The 19,468-nt window shown below is 65.1% G+C and carries 21 protein-coding genes and 1 pseudogene; 12 read left to right on the top strand and 10 right to left on the bottom strand.

The genetic code is table 11. From position 1 onward, the window contains the following. Positions 1–50 precede the first annotated feature (50 nt). From AC1DW2_RS27055 to AC1DW2_RS27040, 4 genes are read right to left on the bottom strand one after another with little or no spacing between them, the layout of a single operon-like run. On the bottom strand, positions 51–1,337 hold the full coding sequence (locus tag AC1DW2_RS27055; RefSeq protein WP_477007508.1) for an NAD(P)/FAD-dependent oxidoreductase: 1,287 nt from the start codon (positions 1,335–1,337) through the stop codon (positions 51–53). 12 nt (positions 1,338–1,349) lie between these two features. Continuing rightward, positions 1,350–2,081, bottom strand: a complete 732-nt coding sequence (locus AC1DW2_RS27050) for an amino acid ABC transporter ATP-binding protein (RefSeq protein ID WP_477007507.1) — start codon at positions 2,079–2,081, stop codon at positions 1,350–1,352. Further along, positions 2,078–2,731 carry an amino acid ABC transporter permease gene (locus AC1DW2_RS27045; protein WP_354247010.1) on the bottom strand — a complete coding sequence of 218 codons (654 nt, stop codon included), beginning with the start codon at positions 2,729–2,731 and terminating at the stop codon, positions 2,078–2,080. Before AC1DW2_RS27045 ends, AC1DW2_RS27050 begins: the two co-directional genes overlap by 4 nt. Positions 2,732–2,757: 26 nt before the next feature. After that, positions 2,758–3,516, bottom strand: a complete 759-nt coding sequence (locus AC1DW2_RS27040; protein WP_477007506.1) for an ABC transporter substrate-binding protein — start codon at positions 3,514–3,516, stop codon at positions 2,758–2,760. Positions 3,517–3,695: 179 nt separating this feature from the next. Here AC1DW2_RS27040 and AC1DW2_RS27035 point away from each other — a divergent pair, with 179 nt between their 5' ends. Beyond that, entirely contained in the window at positions 3,696–4,349 is a 654-nt protein-coding gene (locus AC1DW2_RS27035) for a helix-turn-helix domain-containing protein (protein ID WP_477007505.1), read from the top strand. A 159-nt stretch (positions 4,350–4,508) separates the two neighbouring features. Here the strand turns inward: AC1DW2_RS27035 and AC1DW2_RS27030 are convergent, their stop codons facing one another. Both AC1DW2_RS27030 and aptA read right to left on the bottom strand, forming a co-directional pair. Beyond that, the gene (locus AC1DW2_RS27030; RefSeq protein WP_264621889.1) at positions 4,509–5,774 is read right to left on the bottom strand and encodes a D-amino acid dehydrogenase; all 1,266 of its coding nucleotides are present in this window, start codon (positions 5,772–5,774) and stop codon (positions 4,509–4,511) included. Between the two features lie 70 nt (positions 5,775–5,844). Beyond that, positions 5,845–7,173 carry an omega-aminotransferase AptA gene (aptA, locus tag AC1DW2_RS27025; protein WP_166082131.1) on the bottom strand — a complete coding sequence of 443 codons (1,329 nt, stop codon included), beginning with the start codon at positions 7,171–7,173 and terminating at the stop codon, positions 5,845–5,847. A gap of 149 nt (positions 7,174–7,322) precedes the next feature. Between aptA and AC1DW2_RS27020 the strand changes: the two genes are divergently transcribed. Both AC1DW2_RS27020 and AC1DW2_RS27015 read left to right on the top strand, forming a co-directional pair. Continuing rightward, the gene (locus AC1DW2_RS27020) at positions 7,323–7,871 is read left to right on the top strand and encodes a cupin domain-containing protein (RefSeq protein ID WP_014497670.1); all 549 of its coding nucleotides are present in this window, start codon (positions 7,323–7,325) and stop codon (positions 7,869–7,871) included. Positions 7,872–8,017: 146 nt separating this feature from the next. Next, on the top strand, positions 8,018–8,170 hold the full coding sequence (locus tag AC1DW2_RS27015; protein ID WP_166082130.1) for a hypothetical protein: 153 nt from the start codon (positions 8,018–8,020) through the stop codon (positions 8,168–8,170). A gap of 43 nt (positions 8,171–8,213) precedes the next feature. On the opposite strand, the gene AC1DW2_RS27010 is transcribed toward AC1DW2_RS27015, so the two are convergent. Genes AC1DW2_RS27010 through AC1DW2_RS27000 form a run of 3 tightly spaced genes read right to left on the bottom strand, consistent with a single transcriptional unit; the run spans position 8,214 to position 12,017 of the window. Beyond that, entirely contained in the window at positions 8,214–10,475 is a 2,262-nt protein-coding gene (locus AC1DW2_RS27010) for a xanthine dehydrogenase family protein molybdopterin-binding subunit (protein ID WP_477007504.1), read from the bottom strand. Continuing rightward, positions 10,468–11,523 (bottom strand): FAD binding domain-containing protein, encoded by a 1,056-nt coding sequence (locus tag AC1DW2_RS27005; protein WP_477007503.1) that lies wholly within the window; start codon positions 11,521–11,523, stop codon positions 10,468–10,470. The genes AC1DW2_RS27010 and AC1DW2_RS27005 overlap by 8 nt, the downstream gene beginning before the upstream one ends. Further along, positions 11,520–12,017, bottom strand: a complete 498-nt coding sequence (locus tag AC1DW2_RS27000) for a (2Fe-2S)-binding protein (protein ID WP_477007502.1) — start codon at positions 12,015–12,017, stop codon at positions 11,520–11,522. The genes AC1DW2_RS27005 and AC1DW2_RS27000 overlap by 4 nt, the downstream gene beginning before the upstream one ends. A gap of 252 nt (positions 12,018–12,269) precedes the next feature. Here AC1DW2_RS27000 and AC1DW2_RS26995 point away from each other — a divergent pair, with 252 nt between their 5' ends. Next, the gene (locus tag AC1DW2_RS26995; RefSeq protein WP_193560905.1) at positions 12,270–12,920 is read left to right on the top strand and encodes a TetR/AcrR family transcriptional regulator; all 651 of its coding nucleotides are present in this window, start codon (positions 12,270–12,272) and stop codon (positions 12,918–12,920) included. A gap of 65 nt (positions 12,921–12,985) precedes the next feature. After that, the gene (locus tag AC1DW2_RS26990; RefSeq protein WP_477007501.1) at positions 12,986–13,393 is read left to right on the top strand and encodes a DUF4864 domain-containing protein; all 408 of its coding nucleotides are present in this window, start codon (positions 12,986–12,988) and stop codon (positions 13,391–13,393) included. Here AC1DW2_RS26990 and AC1DW2_RS26985 read toward each other — a convergent pair. Continuing rightward, the gene (locus AC1DW2_RS26985) at positions 13,390–14,655 is read right to left on the bottom strand and encodes an MFS transporter (protein WP_477007500.1); all 1,266 of its coding nucleotides are present in this window, start codon (positions 14,653–14,655) and stop codon (positions 13,390–13,392) included. The two genes, AC1DW2_RS26990 and AC1DW2_RS26985, sit on opposite strands and share 4 nt — an antisense overlap. 150 nt (positions 14,656–14,805) lie before the next feature. Between AC1DW2_RS26985 and AC1DW2_RS26980 the strand changes: the two genes are divergently transcribed. The 7 genes and pseudogenes from AC1DW2_RS26980 to AC1DW2_RS26950 form a co-directional block, all read left to right on the top strand. Continuing rightward, positions 14,806–15,243, top strand: a complete 438-nt coding sequence (locus AC1DW2_RS26980; RefSeq protein WP_477007499.1) for a hypothetical protein — start codon at positions 14,806–14,808, stop codon at positions 15,241–15,243. Between the two features lie 79 nt (positions 15,244–15,322). Further along, positions 15,323–15,607 carry a hypothetical protein gene (locus AC1DW2_RS26975; RefSeq protein ID WP_477007498.1) on the top strand — a complete coding sequence of 95 codons (285 nt, stop codon included), beginning with the start codon at positions 15,323–15,325 and terminating at the stop codon, positions 15,605–15,607. A 9-nt stretch (positions 15,608–15,616) separates the two neighbouring features. Next, positions 15,617–17,041: a TolC family protein gene (locus tag AC1DW2_RS26970; RefSeq protein WP_477007497.1), complete on the top strand. Its 1,425-nt coding sequence runs from the start codon at positions 15,617–15,619 to the stop codon at positions 17,039–17,041. A 13-nt stretch (positions 17,042–17,054) separates the two neighbouring features. Beyond that, positions 17,055–18,386 (top strand): copper oxidase, encoded by a 1,332-nt coding sequence (locus AC1DW2_RS26965; RefSeq protein WP_477007496.1) that lies wholly within the window; start codon positions 17,055–17,057, stop codon positions 18,384–18,386. A gap of 32 nt (positions 18,387–18,418) precedes the next feature. Then, a complete protein-coding gene (locus AC1DW2_RS26960; RefSeq protein ID WP_477007495.1) occupies positions 18,419–18,874 on the top strand; it encodes a cupredoxin domain-containing protein in 456 nt (151 codons plus the stop codon). 14 nt (positions 18,875–18,888) lie between these two features. Next, positions 18,889–19,191, top strand: coding sequence for a copper-binding protein (locus tag AC1DW2_RS26955; RefSeq protein ID WP_166349698.1), 303 nt, complete (start codon positions 18,889–18,891; stop codon positions 19,189–19,191). 153 nt (positions 19,192–19,344) lie between these two features. Next, positions 19,345–19,468, top strand: a pseudogene (locus tag AC1DW2_RS26950) (IS481 family transposase); the annotation flags it as partial.

Here is a 19,468-nt window from a genome sequence, read left to right as displayed (position 1 = left end):
ATCTGCAAGTCATGCAAGGCGTCGCTCCTGACGGGGCGGCGCCTTCTTCTTCAAACGCCCAGCCGATCCCGCACCCGGCCCGCGATCACAGCAGTCGTAACCCCCAAGGGCCAGAACGCGTGCATCGGGATCGGCTTGATGCCTGTGACGGGCATGTCGATCTCGGCCTTGGCACCGCCGATCAGCCGGCGCGCGAGCTGCGCGCCCATCGCGGTCGAGAGCGCGACGCCGCGGCCGTTGCAGCCGAGCGAGATCAGGATGTTTTCCGCCGGCTCGTGCACATGCGGATAATGATCCTTGGTGATGGCGAGCCGGCTGTTCCAGCCATGCGTCCAGGCGGCGCCCTTGAGCTGCGGCCATAGCCGCTCGGCATAACGCATGAGATAGGCGACGTCGTTGGGCGACTTGATCCAGCGCATCGGGCCGCGACCGCCCATCAAGAGGCGGTTGTGCTGATCGATCCGGTAATAGACCGTGATGTGGCCGCTCTCGTAGAGCACCGGCCTTGTCGGCATGATCGAACGGGCGACCGCGTCGGACAGCGGCGCGGTGGCGGCGATCGAGGAGAATACCGGCACGATGGTACGGCGAAGCGCCGGCCAGAGATCATCGGTGAAGCCGTTGGTGGCGAGCAGGACCTTGTCGGCATGCGCCACTGCGCGCGGCGTCTCGATGCGCCAGCGCGCGCCGTCGCGACGGAGCGACAGCGCCGGCGTTTCGCCATGGACCTTCGCGCCCGCGGAGATCGCAGCGCGCGCGAGGCCACGGGCGTAGCTGAGAGGATGCAGATCGCCGCCGCGCGAGTCCAGCATGGCGCCGATGTAACGGTCGGTGCCGGTCATCTCGCGCAACTGCTCGCGGTTCAGATACTTCACCGGCATGCCGCGGCGGATGCATTGCTGCGCCGTCTTCTCGATCGCGGCGGCGCTGGCCTCGTTGTAGGCCGCGCGCAGCGTGCCATTCTGCCGCGCTTCGCAAGGGATCTGGTAGCGAAGGATCAGGTCGTGCGTGAAATTGGTCGTGCCGTATGAGAAGTCGATCATGCGGCGGCCGAGCTCGGCGCCGAAATCGGCCTCGATCTGATCGGGGTCGTGCTTCAGGCCGGGATTGGTGTGGCCGCCATTATTACCCGACGCGCCCCAGCCCGGCTCCTGCGCCTCGAGCACCAGAGCCTCGACACCTTGCTCCGCCAGATGCAAAGCCGTGGACAGCCCGGTGTAGCCGCCGCCGACGATAGCAACGGAGACGGTCTTGTCGACATCGAGCGGCGGCGTGGCAACCGGCGCGACGGCGGTGTCGGCATAGAGCGAGGGCGGCAGAGGCAGGCGCATAGTCATGACGAGGACCGATCAGAGCGGATGCAGCACCCGGCGCAAAAAGTCCTGCGTGCGCGGATGCTGGGGTTGATTGAGGACGGCCTTCGCCGCGCCCTGCTCGACGATGACGCCGCCGTCGATGAACAGCACGCGGTCGGCGACGTCGCGGGCAAAGCCCATCTCGTGGGTGACGACGACCATGGTCATGCCGTCATCGGCGAGCTTGCGCATCACGCCGAGCACGTCACCGACCAGTTCGGGATCGAGCGCCGAGGTCGGCTCGTCGAACAGGATCGCCTTTGGCTGCATCGCGAGTGCGCGCGCGATGGCGACGCGCTGCTGCTGGCCGCCGGAGAGCTGCGGCGGATGCGCATCGGCCTTCTCGGCAAGGCCTACCTGGGCGAGCAGCGCGCGGCCACGCTCGAGCACCTGCGCACGCGGCTCCTTCTTTACAAAGAGCGGGCCTTCGACGACGTTCTCCAGCACGGTACGATGCGGGAACAGGTTGAAGCGCTGGAACACCATCGAGACCTGGGTGCGGACCTTCACGATGGAGGGCGCATCGCGATCGACCTTCAGTCCCTCGACGTTGATCTCGCCGCGGTCGTAGCTTTCCAGCCCGTTGATACAGCGCAGGATCGTCGACTTGCCGGAGCCCGAGGGGCCAATGATGCAGACCACCTCGCCCTTCTGGACGGAGGCCGTGATGCCCTTGAGCACCTCGTTCTGGCCAAAGCTCTTGTGGACGTCGGTGAGCTCGATCATTTCTTGCCCGCCCGCTTCTCGAAGTGACGGACCAGCAGGATCAGCGGAATGCTCATGGTGAGGTACATCAGCGCCACAAGCGTGAACACGTTGGTGTTCTTGAAGGTGGATGACGCGATCAGCTTGCCTTGCAACGCTAGCTCGGCGACCGTGATGGTCGAGGCTTGCGACGAGTCCTTCAGCATCATGATCATGACGTTGCCGTAGGGCGGCAGCACGATGCGCACCGCCTGCGGCAGCACCACGCGGCGCATGGTGAGCCACCAACCCATGCCGATCGACTGCGCCGCCTCGATCTGGCCCTTGTCGATCGCCTCGATGCCCGCGCGGAAATTCTCTGCCTGGTAGGCCGAATAGGCGATGCCGAGCCCGAGGATCGCGGCCTGCAAGGCCGACAGCGTGACACCGAGATCCGGCATCACGAAATAGAGGTAGAACAACAGCACGATGATCGGGATGCCGCGGATCACGTTGATCAGGCTGGCGCTGAGCATCGACAGCACCTTGATGCCGGAGACCCGCATCATCGCCCAGATCAGGCCCAGCACGGTCGAGAGCAGCAGCGAGCCGATGGTGACGATGATCGTCAGCGCGACGCCGCTCATCAGGATCGGGAAGAACTCGACGGCGTCGTGCCAGAAACCTTTCATCGGACAGCCTTGCCAGCCTCTGTCAATCAACCCTGCGCCTTCTGACCCCATTTCTCGAGGATCTTGTCGATGGTGCCGTTGGCCTTCAGCTTCGCAAGCGAGGCGTTGATCTTGCCGAGCAGCGCGGCCTCGCCCTTGCGGACGCCGATGCCGACCGAGCCGACGGTGACGGGCTTGTAGCCGTCGACGAGACGCACCTCGGGGAAACCACCCTGCTTCAGATTGTAGGCGAGGATCGGATAGTCGGCGTAGCCGGCCTTGAGCCGACCGGTGTTCACGTCGCGCAGGATGTCCGGGATGGTGTCGTAGGCCTTGACGTCGGCGAACAGGCCGGACTTCTTCAGCGCATCGACGAAGGCGGTGCCGACCTGGGCGCCGACCGTCTCGCCCTTCAGGTCTTCCTGCGTGGTATAGGCCTTGGTGTCGCTCTTCGGGACCACCAGGCCTTCGCCGTAGGTGTAGATCGGATCGGAGAAGTCGACGACCTCCTTGCGCGGCGCGGTGATGAACATCGCAGCCGCAATCATGTCGATCTTGCCCGATGTCAGCGACGGGATCAGCGCCGAGAACGCCATCGGCTCGATCTGCACGCTGAGGCCGGCGTCCTTGCCGATCTCGGTGACGAGATCGACCATGATGCCCTGGATCGTGTTGGTCTTGGTGTCGAGGAAGGTGAAGGGAATGCCTGTCGGCGTCGAGCCGACCTTCAGCACCTGCTGCGCCGAAGCCGGCATCACCGCTGCAATCGCGAGCGCCGCGACCACGGCCAGACCAAAACGCTTCATCGCATCCCCCTTTGGGCTTGGCCGATGTCGGCGCTCGCGCATGTCGTGATCAGACGTTGCGGGCCAAGCCGTTTCGGCCTATTTTCACCAATATGAAAATTTGGTCACACTTTCGCGGGCGATGCAAGCGGTTTTCATGCACATGAAGGAAGCGGTTTGACGTGAGCGGTGGCAAAAGAATGCGCAAACCGGCCGCCGCAAAGCCGGCGAGGACGGTGAAGGCCAGGAAGGTGCCGGTCAAGGCCAAGCCGACCGAGCCCGCGATGGATGTCGCGGTCGGCCGCCGTATCCGCGATCTTAGGCGTGTCAGACAATTCTCGCTCGAAACCGTCGCGGCGCGCACCGACCTGTCGATCGGCTTCCTCAGCCAGATCGAGCGCGGCCTGTCGTCGCCATCGCTGCGCGTGCTGGCAACGCTCTCCGACGTGCTCGGCGTCGGCATGGCCGCTTTGTTCGGTGCGAGCCCAAGTCCCGACGGTGCCTCCGACCAGGTGGTGACGCGCGGGCTTCAGCGGCCGGAACTGAAACTCTGGCGCAGCGGAATTTCGAAGCAATTGCTGAGCGCTGCGAGCAGCGACAACCGGCTCAACCTGTTCCTGGTGCATATCGATCCCGGCGGCTCCGCGGGCGACGAACTCTATACCCATGACGGCGAGGAAGCCGGCCTCGTGCTCGAAGGCGAGATGATGCTGACGGTGGACAACGAGACGTGGTCGCTGAAGACGGGCGACAGTTTTCGGTTCGCTAGCCGAAGGCCGCACCGGTTTTCCAATCCGGCCAATGATGCGAAGGCTGTGGTGCTGTGGGTGAATTGCGTGACGGGCGCGGGGTAAGCCCGTGCTCACCTTCCACCGCGCACGGCGAAAGTAAGAAAAGCCGCGACGTCTCCACATCGTCATTGCGAGCGAAGCGAAGCAATCCAGACTTTCTCCGCGGAGGCACTCTGGATTGCTTCGTCGCTTCGCTCCTCGCAATGACGGGCGGATGGAGTCTTAGCCGAACCGATACTTGTACCGGTCCACCGTCAGCGCACTCACATCGACCTCCGGCTTCCTGCCCGACAGCATGTCCGCGAGCACGCGGCCGGAGCCGCAGGACATGGTCCAGCCGAGCGTGCCATGGCCGGTGTTGAGGTGGAGGTTGCCGTATTGCGTCGGGCCGATCACCGGCGGGCCGTCCGGCGTCATCGGACGCAGGCCGCTCCAGAACGTCGCCTTGGAGAGATCGCCGCCGCGCGGGAACAGATCGGTCAGCGAATGATCGAGCGTGGCGCGGCGGGCGTCGTAGAGCTGGCTCGAATAGCCGGAGATCTCGGCAGTGCCGCCGACGCGGATGCGATTGCCGAGGCGGGTGATCGCGACCTTGTAGCTCTCGTCCATCACGGTCGATTCAGGCGCGCCGGAGGCGTCCTTGATCGGCACCGTGATCGAATAGCCCTTCACCGGATAGACCGGCAATGAGATGCCGAGCGGTGCAACGAGCCGCGACGACCAGCTTCCGAGCGCGAGAACGTAGGCATCGGCCTGCAACGTGCCCGCACTGGTCACGACACCACTGACGCGCGCGCCATCCGTGACGATGCGGTCGATGCCGGTGTTGAACATGAAGCGAACGCCGAGCGCTTCGGCATGCTTGGCCAGCGCCTGCGTGAACATGTGGCAGTCGCCGGTCTCGTCCTGCGGCAAGCGAAGCCCGCCGGCGAACTTCTCCTTCACGGCGGCGAGCGCCGGCTCGACCGCGATGCAGCCCTCCCGGCTCAACACCTCGAAAGGAACGCCATACTGCTTGAGCACGGCGATGTCCTCACCGGTGCCATCGAGCTGCGCCTGGTGACGGAACAGCTGCAGCGTGCCCTGTGAACGCTCGTCATACTGGATGCCGATGTCGCGGCGCAGGTCGCGCAGGCAATCGCGGCTGTATTCCGCGATCGGGATCATCCGGCTCTTGTTGACCGCGTAACGCGCGCTGGTGCAGTTGCGCAGCATCTTGGACAGCCAGACCCACATCACAGGGTCGAGCTTCGGCCGGATCACCAGCGGGCCATGCTTCATCAGCAGCCATTTGATCGCCTTCACCGGCACCCCGGGGCCGGCCCAGGGCGACGAATAGCCGGGTGACACCTCGCCCGCGTTGGCGAAAGAGGTCTCCAGCGCCGGCTCGGGCTGACGGTCGACGACCGTCACCTCATGTCCGGCACGCGCAAGGTAGTAGGCAGAGGTGACACCGATGACACCGCTGCCGAGGATCAGAACTTTCACGCTTCGTCAAACTCCCGCGGCATCACGCTCGCCGCTGCAAGAACAAACTCCGCAACGGCGAGAGCAATTATCAGGCCACCCGCTTGATGGCGTCGCCGAGGATCGAGACCATATCGTCGATATGGCTCTTCTCGACGATGAGCGGGGGCGACAGCGCGAAGGAGTCGCCGCTCATGCGGAAGTACAGACCGCGATTGAAGCAATCGACCATGACGTCGTAACCACGCGCGCCGACCGCACCGTCACGCGGCGACAGCTCGACCGCGCCCATCAGGCCGCAATTGCGGATGTCGACGACGTTCGGCAGGCCCTTCAGCGAATGCAGCGCATCGCCCCAGTACCCGGCGATCGACGCACCGCGCGTCAGCAGGCCCTCGTCCTTGTAGATGTCGAGCGTCGCGATGCCGGCGGCGCAGGCCGTCGGATGCGCCGAATAGGTGTAGCCGTGGAACAGCTCCATCTGGTTCTCCGGGCCGACCATCAGGCCGTCGTGAACCTTGCGGCTCGCGAACACCGCGCCGCAGGGAATGGTGCCGTTGGTGATGCCCTTGGCCGTCGTCATCAGGTCCGGCGTAACGCCGAAGAAGTCGGCGGCGAACGGCGTGCCGAGGCGGCCGAAGCCGGTGATGACCTCGTCGAAGATGAGGAGAATGCCGTGCTTGTCGCAGATCTCGCGCAGGCGCTTGAGATAGCCCTTCGGCGGCGGCAGCACCGCGGTCGAGCCCGGCACCGGCTCGACGATGACGGCGGCGATCGTCTCGGCGCCATGCAGGCCGACCAGACGCTCGAGATCGTCGGCGAGCTCGGCGCCATGCTCAGGCTGATCCTTGGCGAAGGCGTTGCGGGTGAGATCGTGGGTGTGGCGGATGTGGTCGACGCCCGGAAGGTGGGTGGCGAAGGCGCGGCGATTGGCGACCATGCCGCCGACCGACATGCCGCCGAAGCCGACGCCGTGATAGCCGCGCTCGCGGCCGATCAAACGGGTGCGGCTCGCCTGGCCGTTGGCGCGGTGATAGGCGAGCGCGATCTTCAGCGCAGTGTCGACCGACTCGGAGCCGGAGTTGGTGAAGAAGATGCGGTCGAGGCCCTTCGGCGCGATCTCGGCGAGACGCTCGGCGAAGTCGAATGCCAGCGGATGGCCCATCTGGAACGACGGCGCGAAGTCCAGCGTCATCAGCTGGCGCTCGACCGCCGCGGCGATCTGCTTGCGGCCGTGACCGGCATTGACGCACCAGAGGCCGGCGGAGCCGTCGATCACCTTGCGGCCGTCGACGGTGGTGTAGTGCATGCCCTCGGCCGAGGAGAACAGGCGCGGCGCCTTCTTGAACTGACGGTTGGCCGTGAACGGCATCCAGAACGAGTCGGTCTTGATAGTGTTCGGAATCTGATGAAGGGTCACGGGCCACGCTCCTTTGCTGACCGGATAGCAGAGGCACGGCTTCGGAAGCGCAACAAGTCCTTTTCTGGTCACCTGCAAGCCATTGATTTCACTGGGGCTGCCGGTCCATATTTGCGCGATCCGCAACACCTGCAACAGGGACCAGGGGCATGAGCGTCGACATCGGTGGACGGCTGCGATTCATCCGGGCGCACCACAAGCTGTCGCAGCGCGAGCTCGCCAAGCGCGCCGGGGTCACCAATTCGACGATCTCGCTGATCGAATCCAACCAGATGAATCCGTCGGTCGGCGCGCTCAAGCGCATCCTCGACGGCATCCCCATGGGGCTTGCCGAGTTCTTCGCGCTGGAGCCGGAGAGCCGGCGCAAGATTTTCTACCGCGCCGAGGAGCTGACCGAGGTCGGCAAGAAGCCGATCTCGTATCGCCAGATCGGCGACAATCTGTTCGGCCGCAGCCTGCAAATTCTGAAGGAGCGCTACGAGCCCGGCAGCGACACCGGGCGCGTTCACCTCGTCCATGACGGCGAGGAAGGCGGCATCGTGATCTCGGGCAAGCTCGAAGTCACCGTCGAGGACGAGCGCCGCATCCTCAATCCCGGCGATGCCTACTACTTCGAGAGCCGTCGCCCGCATCGCTTCCGCTGCGTCGGCGGCAAGCCCTGCGAAGTGATCTCGGCCTGCACGCCGCCGACGTTTTGAGGCGCATCGACATTATCCGGAATCTTACGGAGTGCCCCGGTATCTTACGGATCTTGAGGCATCTCAATCTCCGCGCGTCGACCCTCTATATGTTGCGAACCCAAGCCGAGAGACATTCCGGCGCCGCTTCATAACTGGGCTCGAAGATGAAGATCACGCTCGCCAATGCAGAGGCTGCGCTCGATGAAGTGCAGCGCGACACCGACAAGCTCCATTCGCAGGAGCTGCGCAAGGCTATTGCCGACTACATCGAGACGCAGCGAGAAGCGCTGAAGGCGCTCCGCAAGAAACTGCATTAGCAGGACGCGGCGGAACGAGAAGATCTCGTCCCGCCTTTTTGCCTCAACGCTGCGTCAACAACTCCTCGATCTTGATCGGGAAACGACGCACCCGCACGCCTGTCGCGTGCCAGACGGCATTGGCGACCGCGCCGGCGCTGCCGGTGATACCGATCTCCCCGACGCCCTTGATGCCGAGCGCATTCACATGCGGATCGTGCTCCTCGACCGTGATCACGTCGAGCGGCGGCACGTCGGCATTCACCGGGATGTGGTACTCGCCGAGATTGGCATTCATGATCCGGCCGCTGCGGCGGTCGGTGATGGCTTCCTCATGCAGCGCGAAGGACATGCCCCAGATCATGCCGCCGAACAGCTGGCTCTTCACCAGATGCGGATTGACGATGCGCCCCGCAGCGAAGGCGCCGACCATGCGGCTGACCCGGACCTGGCCGAGCTCGGGATCGACCTTCACCTCCGCGAACACCGCGCCGTGGGCATGCATCGCATACTCTTCCATCGCCGCAGGATTTGGCGCGCCGGTGCCGCGCGCCTCGACCTCGGCAACGCCAGCGCGCGCGAGGATCTCGACGTAGCTCTCGCCGCGGGTCTCGTCATCGCGCCGGATCAGCCGGCCATCGCGTGCGATCACGCCGGCATTGCCGGCACCGAACAACGGCGAGCGCTCGTCGTTGGTGGCGAGATCGGCGAGTTTTGCGACCACCGCCGCACCGGCACTGTGGATCGCAGCACCCGCGGTCGCGGTGTGCGCCGAGCCGCCGGCGATGCCCGCGTCGGGCAGGTCTGAGCTGCCCGCTTTGAACTCGACACGGTCGATGTCGAGCCCGAGTTCGTCGGCCGCGATCTGGGCGAGCGCCGTCCAGGCGCCCTGCCCCATGTCATGCGCGCCGATCTCCATCGCGCCGCTACCGTCGCGGCGGAGCACTGCGCGTGCCTCGGCCTGGAACATCAGCGCGGGGAAGGTCGCAGTGCCCATGCCCCAGCCGACGAGAAGGCCAGCATCGTCGCGCATCTGCCGCGGCTGGAGCGAGCGCTTCGACCAGCCGAAGCGTGCCGCGCCCTGCTCGTAACAGGCACGCAGCGCCTTCGAGGAGAACGGTTTTCCCGTGATCGGCTCGACCTCGGCGTAGTTCTTCAGGCGGAAAGCCAGCGGATCGATGCCGCAGGCCCAGGCCATTTCGTCGATCGCGCTTTCGAGCGCGATCGAGCCGGTGGCCTCGCCGGGCGCGCGCATGAACAGCGGCGTGCCGGTGTTGACGCGCACGGCGTCATGCGAGGTGCGGATTGACGGGCTCGCATAGAGTGTATGCGAGGCATCCGCCGCGGGCTCGTAGAAATCGTCAAACGTGCTCGACACGGTTCTGGCGTGATGATCGAGCGCGGTCAGGCGCCCTTCGCCGTCCGTGCCAATGCGCAGCCGCTGACGCGTCGGTGCACGGTGACCGACCGGGCCGTACATCTGCTCACGGCGCAGCACCAGCTTGACCGGCTTGCCGACCAGCTTTGCCGCCATGATGCCGAGGACCGGCGGACCAGCCATCAGCCCCTTCGAGCCAAAGCCACCGCCGAGGAACGGGCTGCGGATGTGGATCTTGTCATGCGCGATGCCGAACAACTCTGCCACGCGCGCAAGCGACAGCATCAGGCCTTGCGTGGGCATGTCGATCTGCAGACTGTCGCCATTCCATGCGGCCACAATCGCATGCGGCTCCATCGCGTTGTGATACTGCGGCGGCGTTTCGTAAATCGCGTCGATCTGCTTCTCGGCCGCGGCAAGGCCGGCCTCGACATCGCCGAGGTGATTTTCGGTGGGGTTGCCGACGCCGACGACCGGCGGCACGAAACTCTCGCCGGCGTCGAGACCGACCAGCGCAGGCAGCGTCTCGTAGCGCGGCGCCAGCAGCACCGCGCCTTCCGTCGCCGCCTCCAGCGTCTCGGCGATCACGACGGCGATGGGCTGGTTGGCGTAGCGGACCTCGTCGCTTTGCAGGACCTCCATCCGGAACACGAACGGATTGGTCTTGATCTCCGGATCGATTGCGAGCTGCGGCTTGTGGTCCGGCGTCATGACGTCGACGACGCCGGGATGGCGTTTTGCGGCGGCGACATCGAGCGAGGTGACGCGGCCACGCGCGATGCTGGAGACGGCCATCACGGCAAACAGCATGCCGGGCGGATGGTTGTCGGCGGCATAGGTCGCCTGCCCCTTGACCTTGAGGACGCCGTCGCGCCGGGTCAGGGGCTGGCCGATGTTCGAGCCGTGGCGCAGATGGGCGGGCGAGCTGGATAGATTAAGCTCAGGCATGGATGGCTCCGGACGTCGAGGCAAAGGGAGAGGCCGGCAGCGCGGGAATACGCGCGGGCGTACCGGCAGCGGCAAGGGTCAGCGCGCGCACGACGATGCGGCGTGCGAGCTCGATCTTGAAGGCGTTGTCGCCGGACGGCTTTGCGTCGGTAAGCGCGCGCCAGGCCGCTTCCTGGAAGGCATCTGCCGTGGGCGTAACGCCCTTGAGCACGTCTTCCGCGGCAAGAGCGCGCCAGGGCTTTGCGGCGACGCCGCCGAGCGCCAGCCGCGCCTCCGCGATCTTGCCGTTCTCGATCCGCAACGCCGCCGCGGCCGAGACCACGGCGAACGCGTAAGACGTGCGCTCGCGAACCTTGAGGTAGCGCGCATGCGTGGCGAAGCCGCGCGCCGCGGGCGGCAGGCGCACCGCGACGATGAGGTCGCCGGGTTCGAGCGCCGATTCACGCTCGGGCGTATGGCCCGGCAGGCGATGCAGCGCGTCGAGCGCGATCTCGCGGCGGCCGTTCCTGCCCTCGATCTCGACGACGGCGTCAAGCGCGACCAGTGGCACGCAGAAGTCCGACGGATGCGTGGCGATGCAGCTCTCGCTCCAACCGAGCACGGCATGCGTGCGGTTCTCGCCCTCACGGGCGTCGCAGCCCGAGCCAGCCTCGCGCTTGTTGCAGTGGCTGGCGGTGTCGTAGAAATAGGCGCAGCGCGTCCGTTGCAGCAGATTGCCGCCGACGGTCGCGGCATTGCGCAGTTGCGCGGACGCACCGGACAGCAGCGCCTCGGCGACGGCCGGATAGGATCTCGCGAAGTTTGCGTCATGCGCGAGATCGGCGTTGCTCACCAGCGCGCCGATGCGCAACGATCCGTCAGCGAGAGTCTCGATCTGATCGAGCCCATCGAGATGCGTGACATCGACCAGGCGATCCGGCCGGCTGACGCCGCCCTTCATCAGATCGAGCAGATTGGTGCCGGCGGCGAGATAGGCAGTGCCTGGCTGAGCGGCCGCCGCAACGGCCTCGGCCACTGTGGCCGGCCTGATATAATCGAACGGTTTCATGCGGAGCGCCTCTGATTGGATTCGTCCGTGCCGGCCTGGGCTTCCAGCACGGCATCGACGATGCCGGCATAAGCGCCGCAGCGGCAGAGATTGCCGCTCATGCATTCGCGGATGCGCTCGGGATCGTTGCCGGCCTGCGCCTCTTGCATCATGCCGATCGCGCTCATGATCTGGCCGGGCGTGCAGAAGCCGCACTGAAAGCCGTCGTGGGCGATGAAGGCTGCCTGCACGGGATGAAGCTGGTCACCGTGCGCCACGCCTTCGATGGTGAGGATGTCGGCACCATCATGACTGATGGCGAGCGCGAGACAGGAGTTGATGCGCTTGCCGTCGACGAGAATGGTGCAGGCGCCGCACTGGCCGCGATCGCATCCCTTCTTGGTTCCGGTCAGATGGAGGCGCTCACGCAGGAGATCGAGCAGCGTGACGCGCGGATCGTCGAGGACGAAGTCGCGCCGCGCACCGTTCACGGTGAGGCTGATGGAGTGGTTCATACAAGGCTCCGATCAGATATGGACATGAGTCATCGGCCAGCGCGCCACCTCCGTGGCCGCTGTCGATATGCGTTGGCCAGGCGGAACCCGGCCAACATCTCAAGGAAGATACGGAGGCACCCTCCGCTTAACAAGGGTCGCCGAAAAATATTTGGAATTCGTCAAAAGCCCATGCGCAGACAACGCGATGCACCCTTGCATGGGTTCATTGCGAGGGTTCAATCTAACCAATTCGTGATCTACATTACCGCCATGGACGACCAGACCGACCAGATTCGGAAGCCCCGCGCCGACGCCGTGCGCAATCGCGAGCGCGTGCTCGAGGCGGCGAAAATCGTGTTCAACGCGGGCGGTCCCGAGGCGAGCCTGGAAGCCGTCGCCAAACGCGCCGGCGTCGGCATCGGCACGCTCTATCGGCATTTTCCGACTCGCGAGGATTTGTTCGAGGCGGTGTACCGGCGCGAGGTCGAGCAGCTCAGCGAGCTTGCCGAGCAATTGAAGAATGCCAAGGATCCGGTCGACGCGCTGCGGCGCTGGCTGCGCTCCAACGTCGAATTCGTTGCCACAAAAAAGGGCATGTCGGCCGCGCTGGCGCTGACGTTCCAGAGCTCATCGGAACTCGCGGCGTTCTCGATGGACCGGCTGACCAAGGCGATCGGCTCGCTGCTCGACCGCGCGGTCGCGGCCGGCCAGATGCGCGGCGATGTCAGCCCGGAGGATCTGCTCAGGGCACTCGTCGGCATGTGTTACATGCACGACCAGCCCGGCTGGCAATCCTCGGTGCTGCGCATGCTCGACGTGTTCGTCGACGGGCTGCGGGTGCAGCCGGCCGGCAAGTCCGGCACCAAGGCCAAGGCGCGCGCCGCCAAACCCGCAAAGCCGGCGGTGAAACGGAAGCGATAGCGCGCCGTACTTCCCTGAGGGCGTGCTAGGATTGGCGTCGCCGGGATTTCAACGCGGAGCCTGTCATGCGCATCGCCGCCTTGCTCGTCGCCCTTATGATTACCCTTGGTGCCGCTCCAGCATGCGCCGCCGACGTTACTGCGGCACAGGGCGTCATCCGTGCCCAGGAGCAGGCCTTTGCGCGCGACGACGCTGCGGCGGCCTATTCCCACGCAGCGCCGGCGATCAGGGAAATCTTCCCCGCTCCCGATATCTTCATGTCCATGGTGCAAAACGGCTACGCGCCGGTCTACCGGCACAAGAGTTTTGAATTTGGCGAGAGCAGGAGCGAAGGCAACTGGATCTCCCAGCACGTCCACATCATCGACGCCAATGGCGAAGCCTGGGAGGCGCTGTACACGCTCGAACAGCAGAGCGACGGCAGCTACAAGATCACCGGCTGCTCGCTGCTGAAGCCGGGGCGGGAAGTTTAGGTCGCAAAACCCGGTCCCGTCTTGACCGCGTTCATTCGCGACCGGATCAGCAGCGTCAAAACGATGCCGACATTGAGGGCGTTCCAGGCCACCCCGTTCGCGAACGCCGCAGCATAGGAGCCCGTCGCGTCGAAGATGACGCCCGACACCCAACCGCCGAAGGACATGCCGAACACCGAGGCGAAGATCACGATGCCGACGCGGGTTGCCGCCTCGCTCGCCGGCATCGCCTCGCGCACGATGATGGCGTAGCTCGGCACGATGCCGCCCTGAAACAGGCCGAACATCGCGGAGATCAGATAGAGCGAAGTCAGGCTGTCGAAGAACAGATAGAACACCAGCGCAAAGCCCTGCGCCAGCGATCCGACCAGCAGCGTGCGGATGCCGCCGATCTTGTCGGCAAGGTAACCCGAGCCGATGCGGCTGACGATGCCGCAGGCCATCATCAGCGACAGCATCTCGGCGCCGCGCGCCACGCCGTAACCGAGATCGCCGCAATAGGCGACGATGTGCACCTGCGGCATCGCCATGGCGACGCAGCAGGAGATGCTGGCGATCGAGAGCAGCGCGGTCAGCGTATTGGTCGAAAGCTTCAGATCGACCTGCGGCGGCCGCGCATTGGCGTGATTGCGGACCTTGTCGTCGCCCATCTGTGCGCGCAGGACCAGCACCAGGATCGTCATCAAGACCACGCAAACGAGGGCGATGCCGATATGCGTGGTGCGCCAGCCGATCGTCTGCATGCCCTCGCTGATGAGCGGCGGCCACATTGTGCCCGCGACGTAATTGCCGCTCGCGACGATGGTCACGGCAAGTCCGCGATAGCGCTCGAACCAGTGCGAGGCCTCTGCCATCAGCGGCGCGAAGGTCGCCGAGGTGCCGAGCCCGATCAGGAAATAGGCCGCGACGAACTGCCAGAGCTGGGTCGAGAGCCCCGCCAGCACATTGGCAACGCCGATGAAAGCGATGCTGATCGCCATCGCCGGCACGATGCCGAACTTGTCGGTGATCTTGCCGGCGATCACGCCGCCGAGGCCGAAACCGAACATCATCAGTGTGAAGGCCAGCGACACCGCAGCACGCGTGGCGGCGAACTCGGTCTGCACGACGGGAATCACCACGACGACCGCCCACATGCCGACGCCACCGATCGAACCGATCAGCAGCGCGAGCAACAGCCGCACCCAAGCCTGACGCGAATCAGGGGTGAATGAGGCCGGTCTCTGTCCTGGAAGATTTGGCGCGTGCACGGGCCGGACCATGTTCGCTGATCGCCGCGCGGTCAAGCAACGTGCCGCGATATTGGGCATGCGCGGTGCACTGCGGTAAGAAGATGCTTGGCGAAGCCGCGCTTTGCCATTAGTTTGCAATCTGCGTGTGCAAGATTGCCGCGCGAGGAGCCTGTCGGCGGAATGCTGTTGCGATTGACGCGATCGATGCGGATCAGGGTGGGGCGGATCATCGCCCTCGCCTATCTGTTCTGCGTGCTCGCGCCGGCAGCAGCCCTCGCCTGGGGCAGCGGCCCGGCGCCGTGCCTCGACGACGCGCTCCTCGCCGATCTCGTGCCGGTGCATCACCAGATGCAGGCCGGCCACGTGCATGACGGTGTGTCGCATGACCACGCAGGCATGCACGCGCATCACCAGACTGCCGCACATGATGCGCCCGCCCAACATCACCATGGCGGCAAGACTGGCCCGTGCTGCGCGATGATGTGCGTGAGCGCCCTGCCGGCCGACCTGCCCGGCGTCGCCAAGCCGCTTCAGCCGATCTCCGCCTGCGCGCCCGAGATCGTGGTCAGCCTGCACAGCGCTGCGCCGCCTCAGCACTACCGCCCTCCCATCGCCTGATCCGACGCGACGACGTCAGGGCCGCACGCGCATCCGCGCGCGCGAACCTGTGGTCTCTACGACAGATCAGGGATGACTCATGCTTACGCTTTCCGGAGCGAAGTTCGCCGCCGCATCCGCGGCGCGTGGACGACACTTTCGATTCAATTGGCCGCTGCTGGCCGCAACCGCGTTGATATTGTCCGGCTGCATGCCGGCAACTGTGCCCGTGGCCGGCGCCGATCCGGCCGATCCGGCGGTGAAGCTCGCGCGCGTCGGCTATCGCTCGACGATTGCGCCCTACACCAGCCTGCGACCTGCGACGCCGGGGCCATGGCGCGACCGCAACGACGCTGTCGCACCGCAGCCGAAGCAAGACCGGTAGGGGCGCGCCATGACGCATCATTTTGCGCGGGGCCTGCTGGTGCTCACTGCGCTGGGACTCTCCGGCTGCATGGCATTCTCGCCGGACGGAGGCATGACGACGGTCTCGGACCTCACCAGCCAGACCATCAACAAGGACGTCGCCTTCGTGCGAACGGCCGAAGGCGCGGAGGCCGTCAACGCGACCGTCCGCCGCTTGCTGGCACGCACGCTGACCACCGAGACGGCCGTGCAGATCGCGCTGCTCAACAACAAGGGATTGCAAGCGACCTATAACGAGCTGGCGCTGGCCGAGACCGAGTTGGTCGAGCAGAGCCTGCCGCCCAATCCTGTGTTTTCGATCTCGCGCATCGCAGGCAATGGCGCGAGCGAGATAGAGCGTCAGGTAGTTGGCGACATCCTCGCGCTGGCCACCCTGCCGTTCCGCTCCGACATCGCCCGCGACCGTTTCCGTCAGGCGCAATTGCGCGCGGCGTTGGCGACGCTGCGGCTGGCCGCAGATGTCCGGCGCGCCTATGTCCGCGCAGTCGCCGGAAACGAAATGGTGGTGCTGCTCACCGACGCGAAGGCGACGGCGGAATCGACTGCACAGCTCGCGGTCAAACTCGGCGAGACCGGCTCGATCAACAAGCTCGATCAGGCCCGCGAGCAGGTGTTTTACGCCGAGACCACGGCCGACCTCGCTTCCGCGCGGCAGGCGGCAACGAGCGCGCGCGAAAGGCTCGCGCGCCTGATGGGGCTGTGGGACGGTGGCCTCGACTTCCGTCTGCCCGATCAACTGCCGCCGCTGCCGCGCCGGCCGCAGGCACTGCCCTCGATCGAGGCCGATGCGGTTGCCCATCGCATCGATCTTCAGGTCGCGCGGCTGGAGCTGACGGCGCTGGCAAAGTCACTCAACCTCACCGAGGCGACGCGCTTTGTCACGTTGCTCGACCTCGCCGGCATCTCCCGCCGCACCCAGGATCCCGAGGGCCCGCCGTTCCGCGAACGCGGTATTGACGTGCAGTTCCAGATCCCGATCTTCGACGGCGGCGAGGTGCGCGTGCGGCAAGCGGCGGAGACCTATAATCTCGCCTTCAACCGCCTGACCGAGCGCGCCGTGAACGTTCGCTCCGAGGCGCGCGATGCTTATCGCGCCTATCGCTCGACCTACGACATCGCCAGCCACTATCAGCGCGAAATCCTTCCCTTGCGAAAAATCATCACCGAGGAGATGCAGCTGCGCTTCTCCAGCATGCAGGTCGATATTTTCGCGCTTCTCACCGAAGCGCGGCAGCGCCTGGCATCGCTGCGCGGCGCGATCGATGCCAAGCAAAAATTCTTCCTCGCCCAGTCCGACCTCCAGACCGCCGTCAACGGCGGCGGCGCACCTGCGTCGGGCGGCGACACTTCAACCACCATCGCCGCGGCAACGCCTGCCGATGGCGGTCACTGAGATGGAGGCAAACATGTTTTCCCGTCGAGGATTTTTGGGCACCGCCGCGCTTGCCAGCGCGTCAGCCGTCAGCGGCCGTGTGCAGGCCGCGTCCATTCCGGAAGCACCGCACATGGACAAGGTGGTGATGCAGCCGCCGCTGCACCCGATCAGCGGACCCGACTATCGCCCCGTGGTGACGCTGAACGGCTGGTCGCTGCCGTTCCGCATGAACGGCGACTGGAAGGAATTCCATCTCGTCGCCGAACCCGTGGTGCGGGAATTCGCCGAGGGCATGAAAGTGAATCTGTGGGGCTATAACGGCCAGTCGCCGGGTCCGACCATCGAGGCGGTCGAAGGCGACAAGGTCCGCGTCTTCGTCACCAACAGACTGCCCGAATACACCACCGTGCACTGGCACGGCATGATCATTCCCAGCGGCATGGACGGTGTCGGCGGACTGACGCAGCCGCACATCCAGCCGGGCAAGACCTTCGTCTACGAATTCGAGATGAAGAAGAGCGGGACCTTCATGTACCACCCGCATTCCGACGAGATGGTGCAGATGGCGATGGGCATGATGGGCATGGTCGTCGTGCATCCGCGCGATCAAAGCTTCCGGCCCGTCGACCGCGACTTCGTCTTCGTGATGAGCACCTATCGCGTCGATCCCGGCACATACCTGCCGCAGGTCAACGAGATGACCGACTTCAACATGTGGACCTGGAATTCGCGGGTGTTTCCCGGCATCGATCCCTTGCCGGTGCGGCTCGGCGACAAGGTGCGCGTGCGCATCGGCAATCTCAGCATGACCAACCATCCGATTCATCTGCACGGCCACAGCTTTGCGGTGACCTGCACCGATGGCGGCTGGATTCCGGAGAGCGCGCAATATCCGGAGACAACCACCGACGTGCCGGTCGGCGCGGTGCGCGTGTTCGACGTGCTCGCCGACAATCCCGGCGACTGGGCGTTCCATTGCCACAAGTCGCACCACACCATGAACGCGATGGGGCACGAGGTGCGCAATCTGATCGGCGTGTCGCGCAGGGACCTCGCCAAGGCCGTCGGCAAGCTCGCGCCCGATGCCATGGCGATGGGCTCGACCGGCATGGCGATGGGCAACATGGAGATGCCCGCGCCCGACAACACGCTGCCGATGATGACCGGCACCGGTCAGTTCGGGCCGATCGAGATGGGCGGCATGTTCACGGTGATGAAGATCCGCGAAGACCTCGCGCGCGACGATTATCGCGATCCCGGCCCCTACAAATTCCCGCAAGGCACCGTCGCCTACGAGGTCACGCCGCCGGCCGCAGAGCCAGCGCGGCAGCAAGGCGCGCCGATGAAGAACATGAAGATGTGAGCGATTCGATGAACCACCAACTGGAGAACAAGATGAAGAAGACGATCAAACTCGGACTTGCGCTGGCTGCACTTTCGATCGCACCGGCGTTTGCCCACGACCAGCACGATCACGGGGCGTTTTCAGCCGGCGAGCCCGGCAATCCCAGGAAGCCCGCCCGCACCATCGAGATCCTGATGAACGAGATGGACTACACACCGGCCCGGATCGAGGTGAAGCGTGGCGAACAGGTCCGTTTCGTGCTGCGCAATGTCGGCAAGGAGGACCATGAATTCCTGCTCGCCACCACGAAGGAAAATCTCGCGCATGCCGTGGAGATGAAGAAGCATCCGCACATGGAGCACGACGATCCCAATGGCGTCAGGCTCGCACCGAACAAGACGGCCGAGATCCTCTGGAAGTTCAGCAAGGCCGGCACGTTCGAATTCTCCTGCCTGATTCCCGACCATCGCGACTACGGCATGGTCGGCCACGTCACCGTGAAGTAACAAGGAAGACTCCCATGAACCGGACCATCCGTATCGCCGCAGCGCTGGCGCTGACCGTCGGCCTTGCCGCCGAAGCCTTCGCGGCCCAGGGCGCCGCGATCAGCGGCGAGGTCAAGAAGATCGACGAGGGCGCCGGCAAGATCACGCTCAAGCACGGACCGGCGAAAAGCCTCGGCATGGATGAACCCATGACCATGGTCTATCGCGTCAGGGACCCCGCCTTGCTCAAGCAGGTGAAGGTCGGCGACAAGGTGACCTTCGAGGCCGAGGAGGCGGCTTCGGGGTATACGGTGACGACGATGCAGAAGGCGAAGTAGGGCTACGTCCTCCGCAGCTGATTTCGGCGCCAAACGCTTCCACAACGTCATGGCCGGGCTCGTTGTTTAGCCCGGACAGATCACTGACGGGTGTTCGGAGACATAGCTGACACATCAACATTGGCTGGATTGGTCCGATTCGGGAGGCCGTCCATGCCTTGGAGCGAGGTGTCAGTGATGGATCAGCGTCACGAGTTTGTGCGGCTGGCTTTGCAGGAGGGCGCCAACCGGCGCGAACTGTGCCGTCGGTTCAACATCAGTCCTGACGTCGGCTACA

Source organism: Bradyrhizobium sp. P3_C3 (genome assembly GCF_056402655.1).
Note: the sequence above shows the minus strand (reverse complement) of the source record. Positions and strands in the feature narration are given on the sequence as shown.

Excerpts from the sequence above, each read along its gene's own strand:
- AC1DW2_RS27055 (WP_477007508.1), bottom strand. The coding sequence starts at position 1,337 with ATGACTATGCGCCTGCCTCTGCCGCCCTCGCTCTATGCCGACACCGCC.
- AC1DW2_RS27050 (WP_477007507.1), bottom strand. The coding sequence starts at position 2,081 with ATGATCGAGCTCACCGACGTCCACAAGAGCTTTGGCCAGAACGAGGTG.
- AC1DW2_RS27045 (WP_354247010.1), bottom strand. The coding sequence starts at position 2,731 with ATGAAAGGTTTCTGGCACGACGCCGTCGAGTTCTTCCCGATCCTGATG.
- AC1DW2_RS27040 (WP_477007506.1), bottom strand. The coding sequence starts at position 3,516 with ATGAAGCGTTTTGGTCTGGCCGTGGTCGCGGCGCTCGCGATTGCAGCG.
- AC1DW2_RS27035 (WP_477007505.1), top strand. The coding sequence starts at position 3,696 with ATGCGCAAACCGGCCGCCGCAAAGCCGGCGAGGACGGTGAAGGCCAGG.
- AC1DW2_RS27020 (WP_014497670.1), top strand. The coding sequence starts at position 7,323 with ATGAGCGTCGACATCGGTGGACGGCTGCGATTCATCCGGGCGCACCAC.
- AC1DW2_RS27015 (WP_166082130.1), top strand. The coding sequence starts at position 8,018 with ATGAAGATCACGCTCGCCAATGCAGAGGCTGCGCTCGATGAAGTGCAG.
- AC1DW2_RS27010 (WP_477007504.1), bottom strand. The coding sequence starts at position 10,475 with ATGCCTGAGCTTAATCTATCCAGCTCGCCCGCCCATCTGCGCCACGGC.
- AC1DW2_RS27005 (WP_477007503.1), bottom strand. The coding sequence starts at position 11,523 with ATGAAACCGTTCGATTATATCAGGCCGGCCACAGTGGCCGAGGCCGTT.
- AC1DW2_RS27000 (WP_477007502.1), bottom strand. The coding sequence starts at position 12,017 with ATGAACCACTCCATCAGCCTCACCGTGAACGGTGCGCGGCGCGACTTC.
- AC1DW2_RS26995 (WP_193560905.1), top strand. The coding sequence starts at position 12,270 with ATGGACGACCAGACCGACCAGATTCGGAAGCCCCGCGCCGACGCCGTG.
- AC1DW2_RS26990 (WP_477007501.1), top strand. The coding sequence starts at position 12,986 with ATGCGCATCGCCGCCTTGCTCGTCGCCCTTATGATTACCCTTGGTGCC.
- AC1DW2_RS26985 (WP_477007500.1), bottom strand. The coding sequence starts at position 14,655 with ATGGTCCGGCCCGTGCACGCGCCAAATCTTCCAGGACAGAGACCGGCC.
- AC1DW2_RS26980 (WP_477007499.1), top strand. The coding sequence starts at position 14,806 with ATGCTGTTGCGATTGACGCGATCGATGCGGATCAGGGTGGGGCGGATC.
- AC1DW2_RS26975 (WP_477007498.1), top strand. The coding sequence starts at position 15,323 with ATGCTTACGCTTTCCGGAGCGAAGTTCGCCGCCGCATCCGCGGCGCGT.
- AC1DW2_RS26970 (WP_477007497.1), top strand. The coding sequence starts at position 15,617 with ATGACGCATCATTTTGCGCGGGGCCTGCTGGTGCTCACTGCGCTGGGA.
- AC1DW2_RS26965 (WP_477007496.1), top strand. The coding sequence starts at position 17,055 with ATGTTTTCCCGTCGAGGATTTTTGGGCACCGCCGCGCTTGCCAGCGCG.
- AC1DW2_RS26960 (WP_477007495.1), top strand. The coding sequence starts at position 18,419 with ATGAAGAAGACGATCAAACTCGGACTTGCGCTGGCTGCACTTTCGATC.
- AC1DW2_RS26955 (WP_166349698.1), top strand. The coding sequence starts at position 18,889 with ATGAACCGGACCATCCGTATCGCCGCAGCGCTGGCGCTGACCGTCGGC.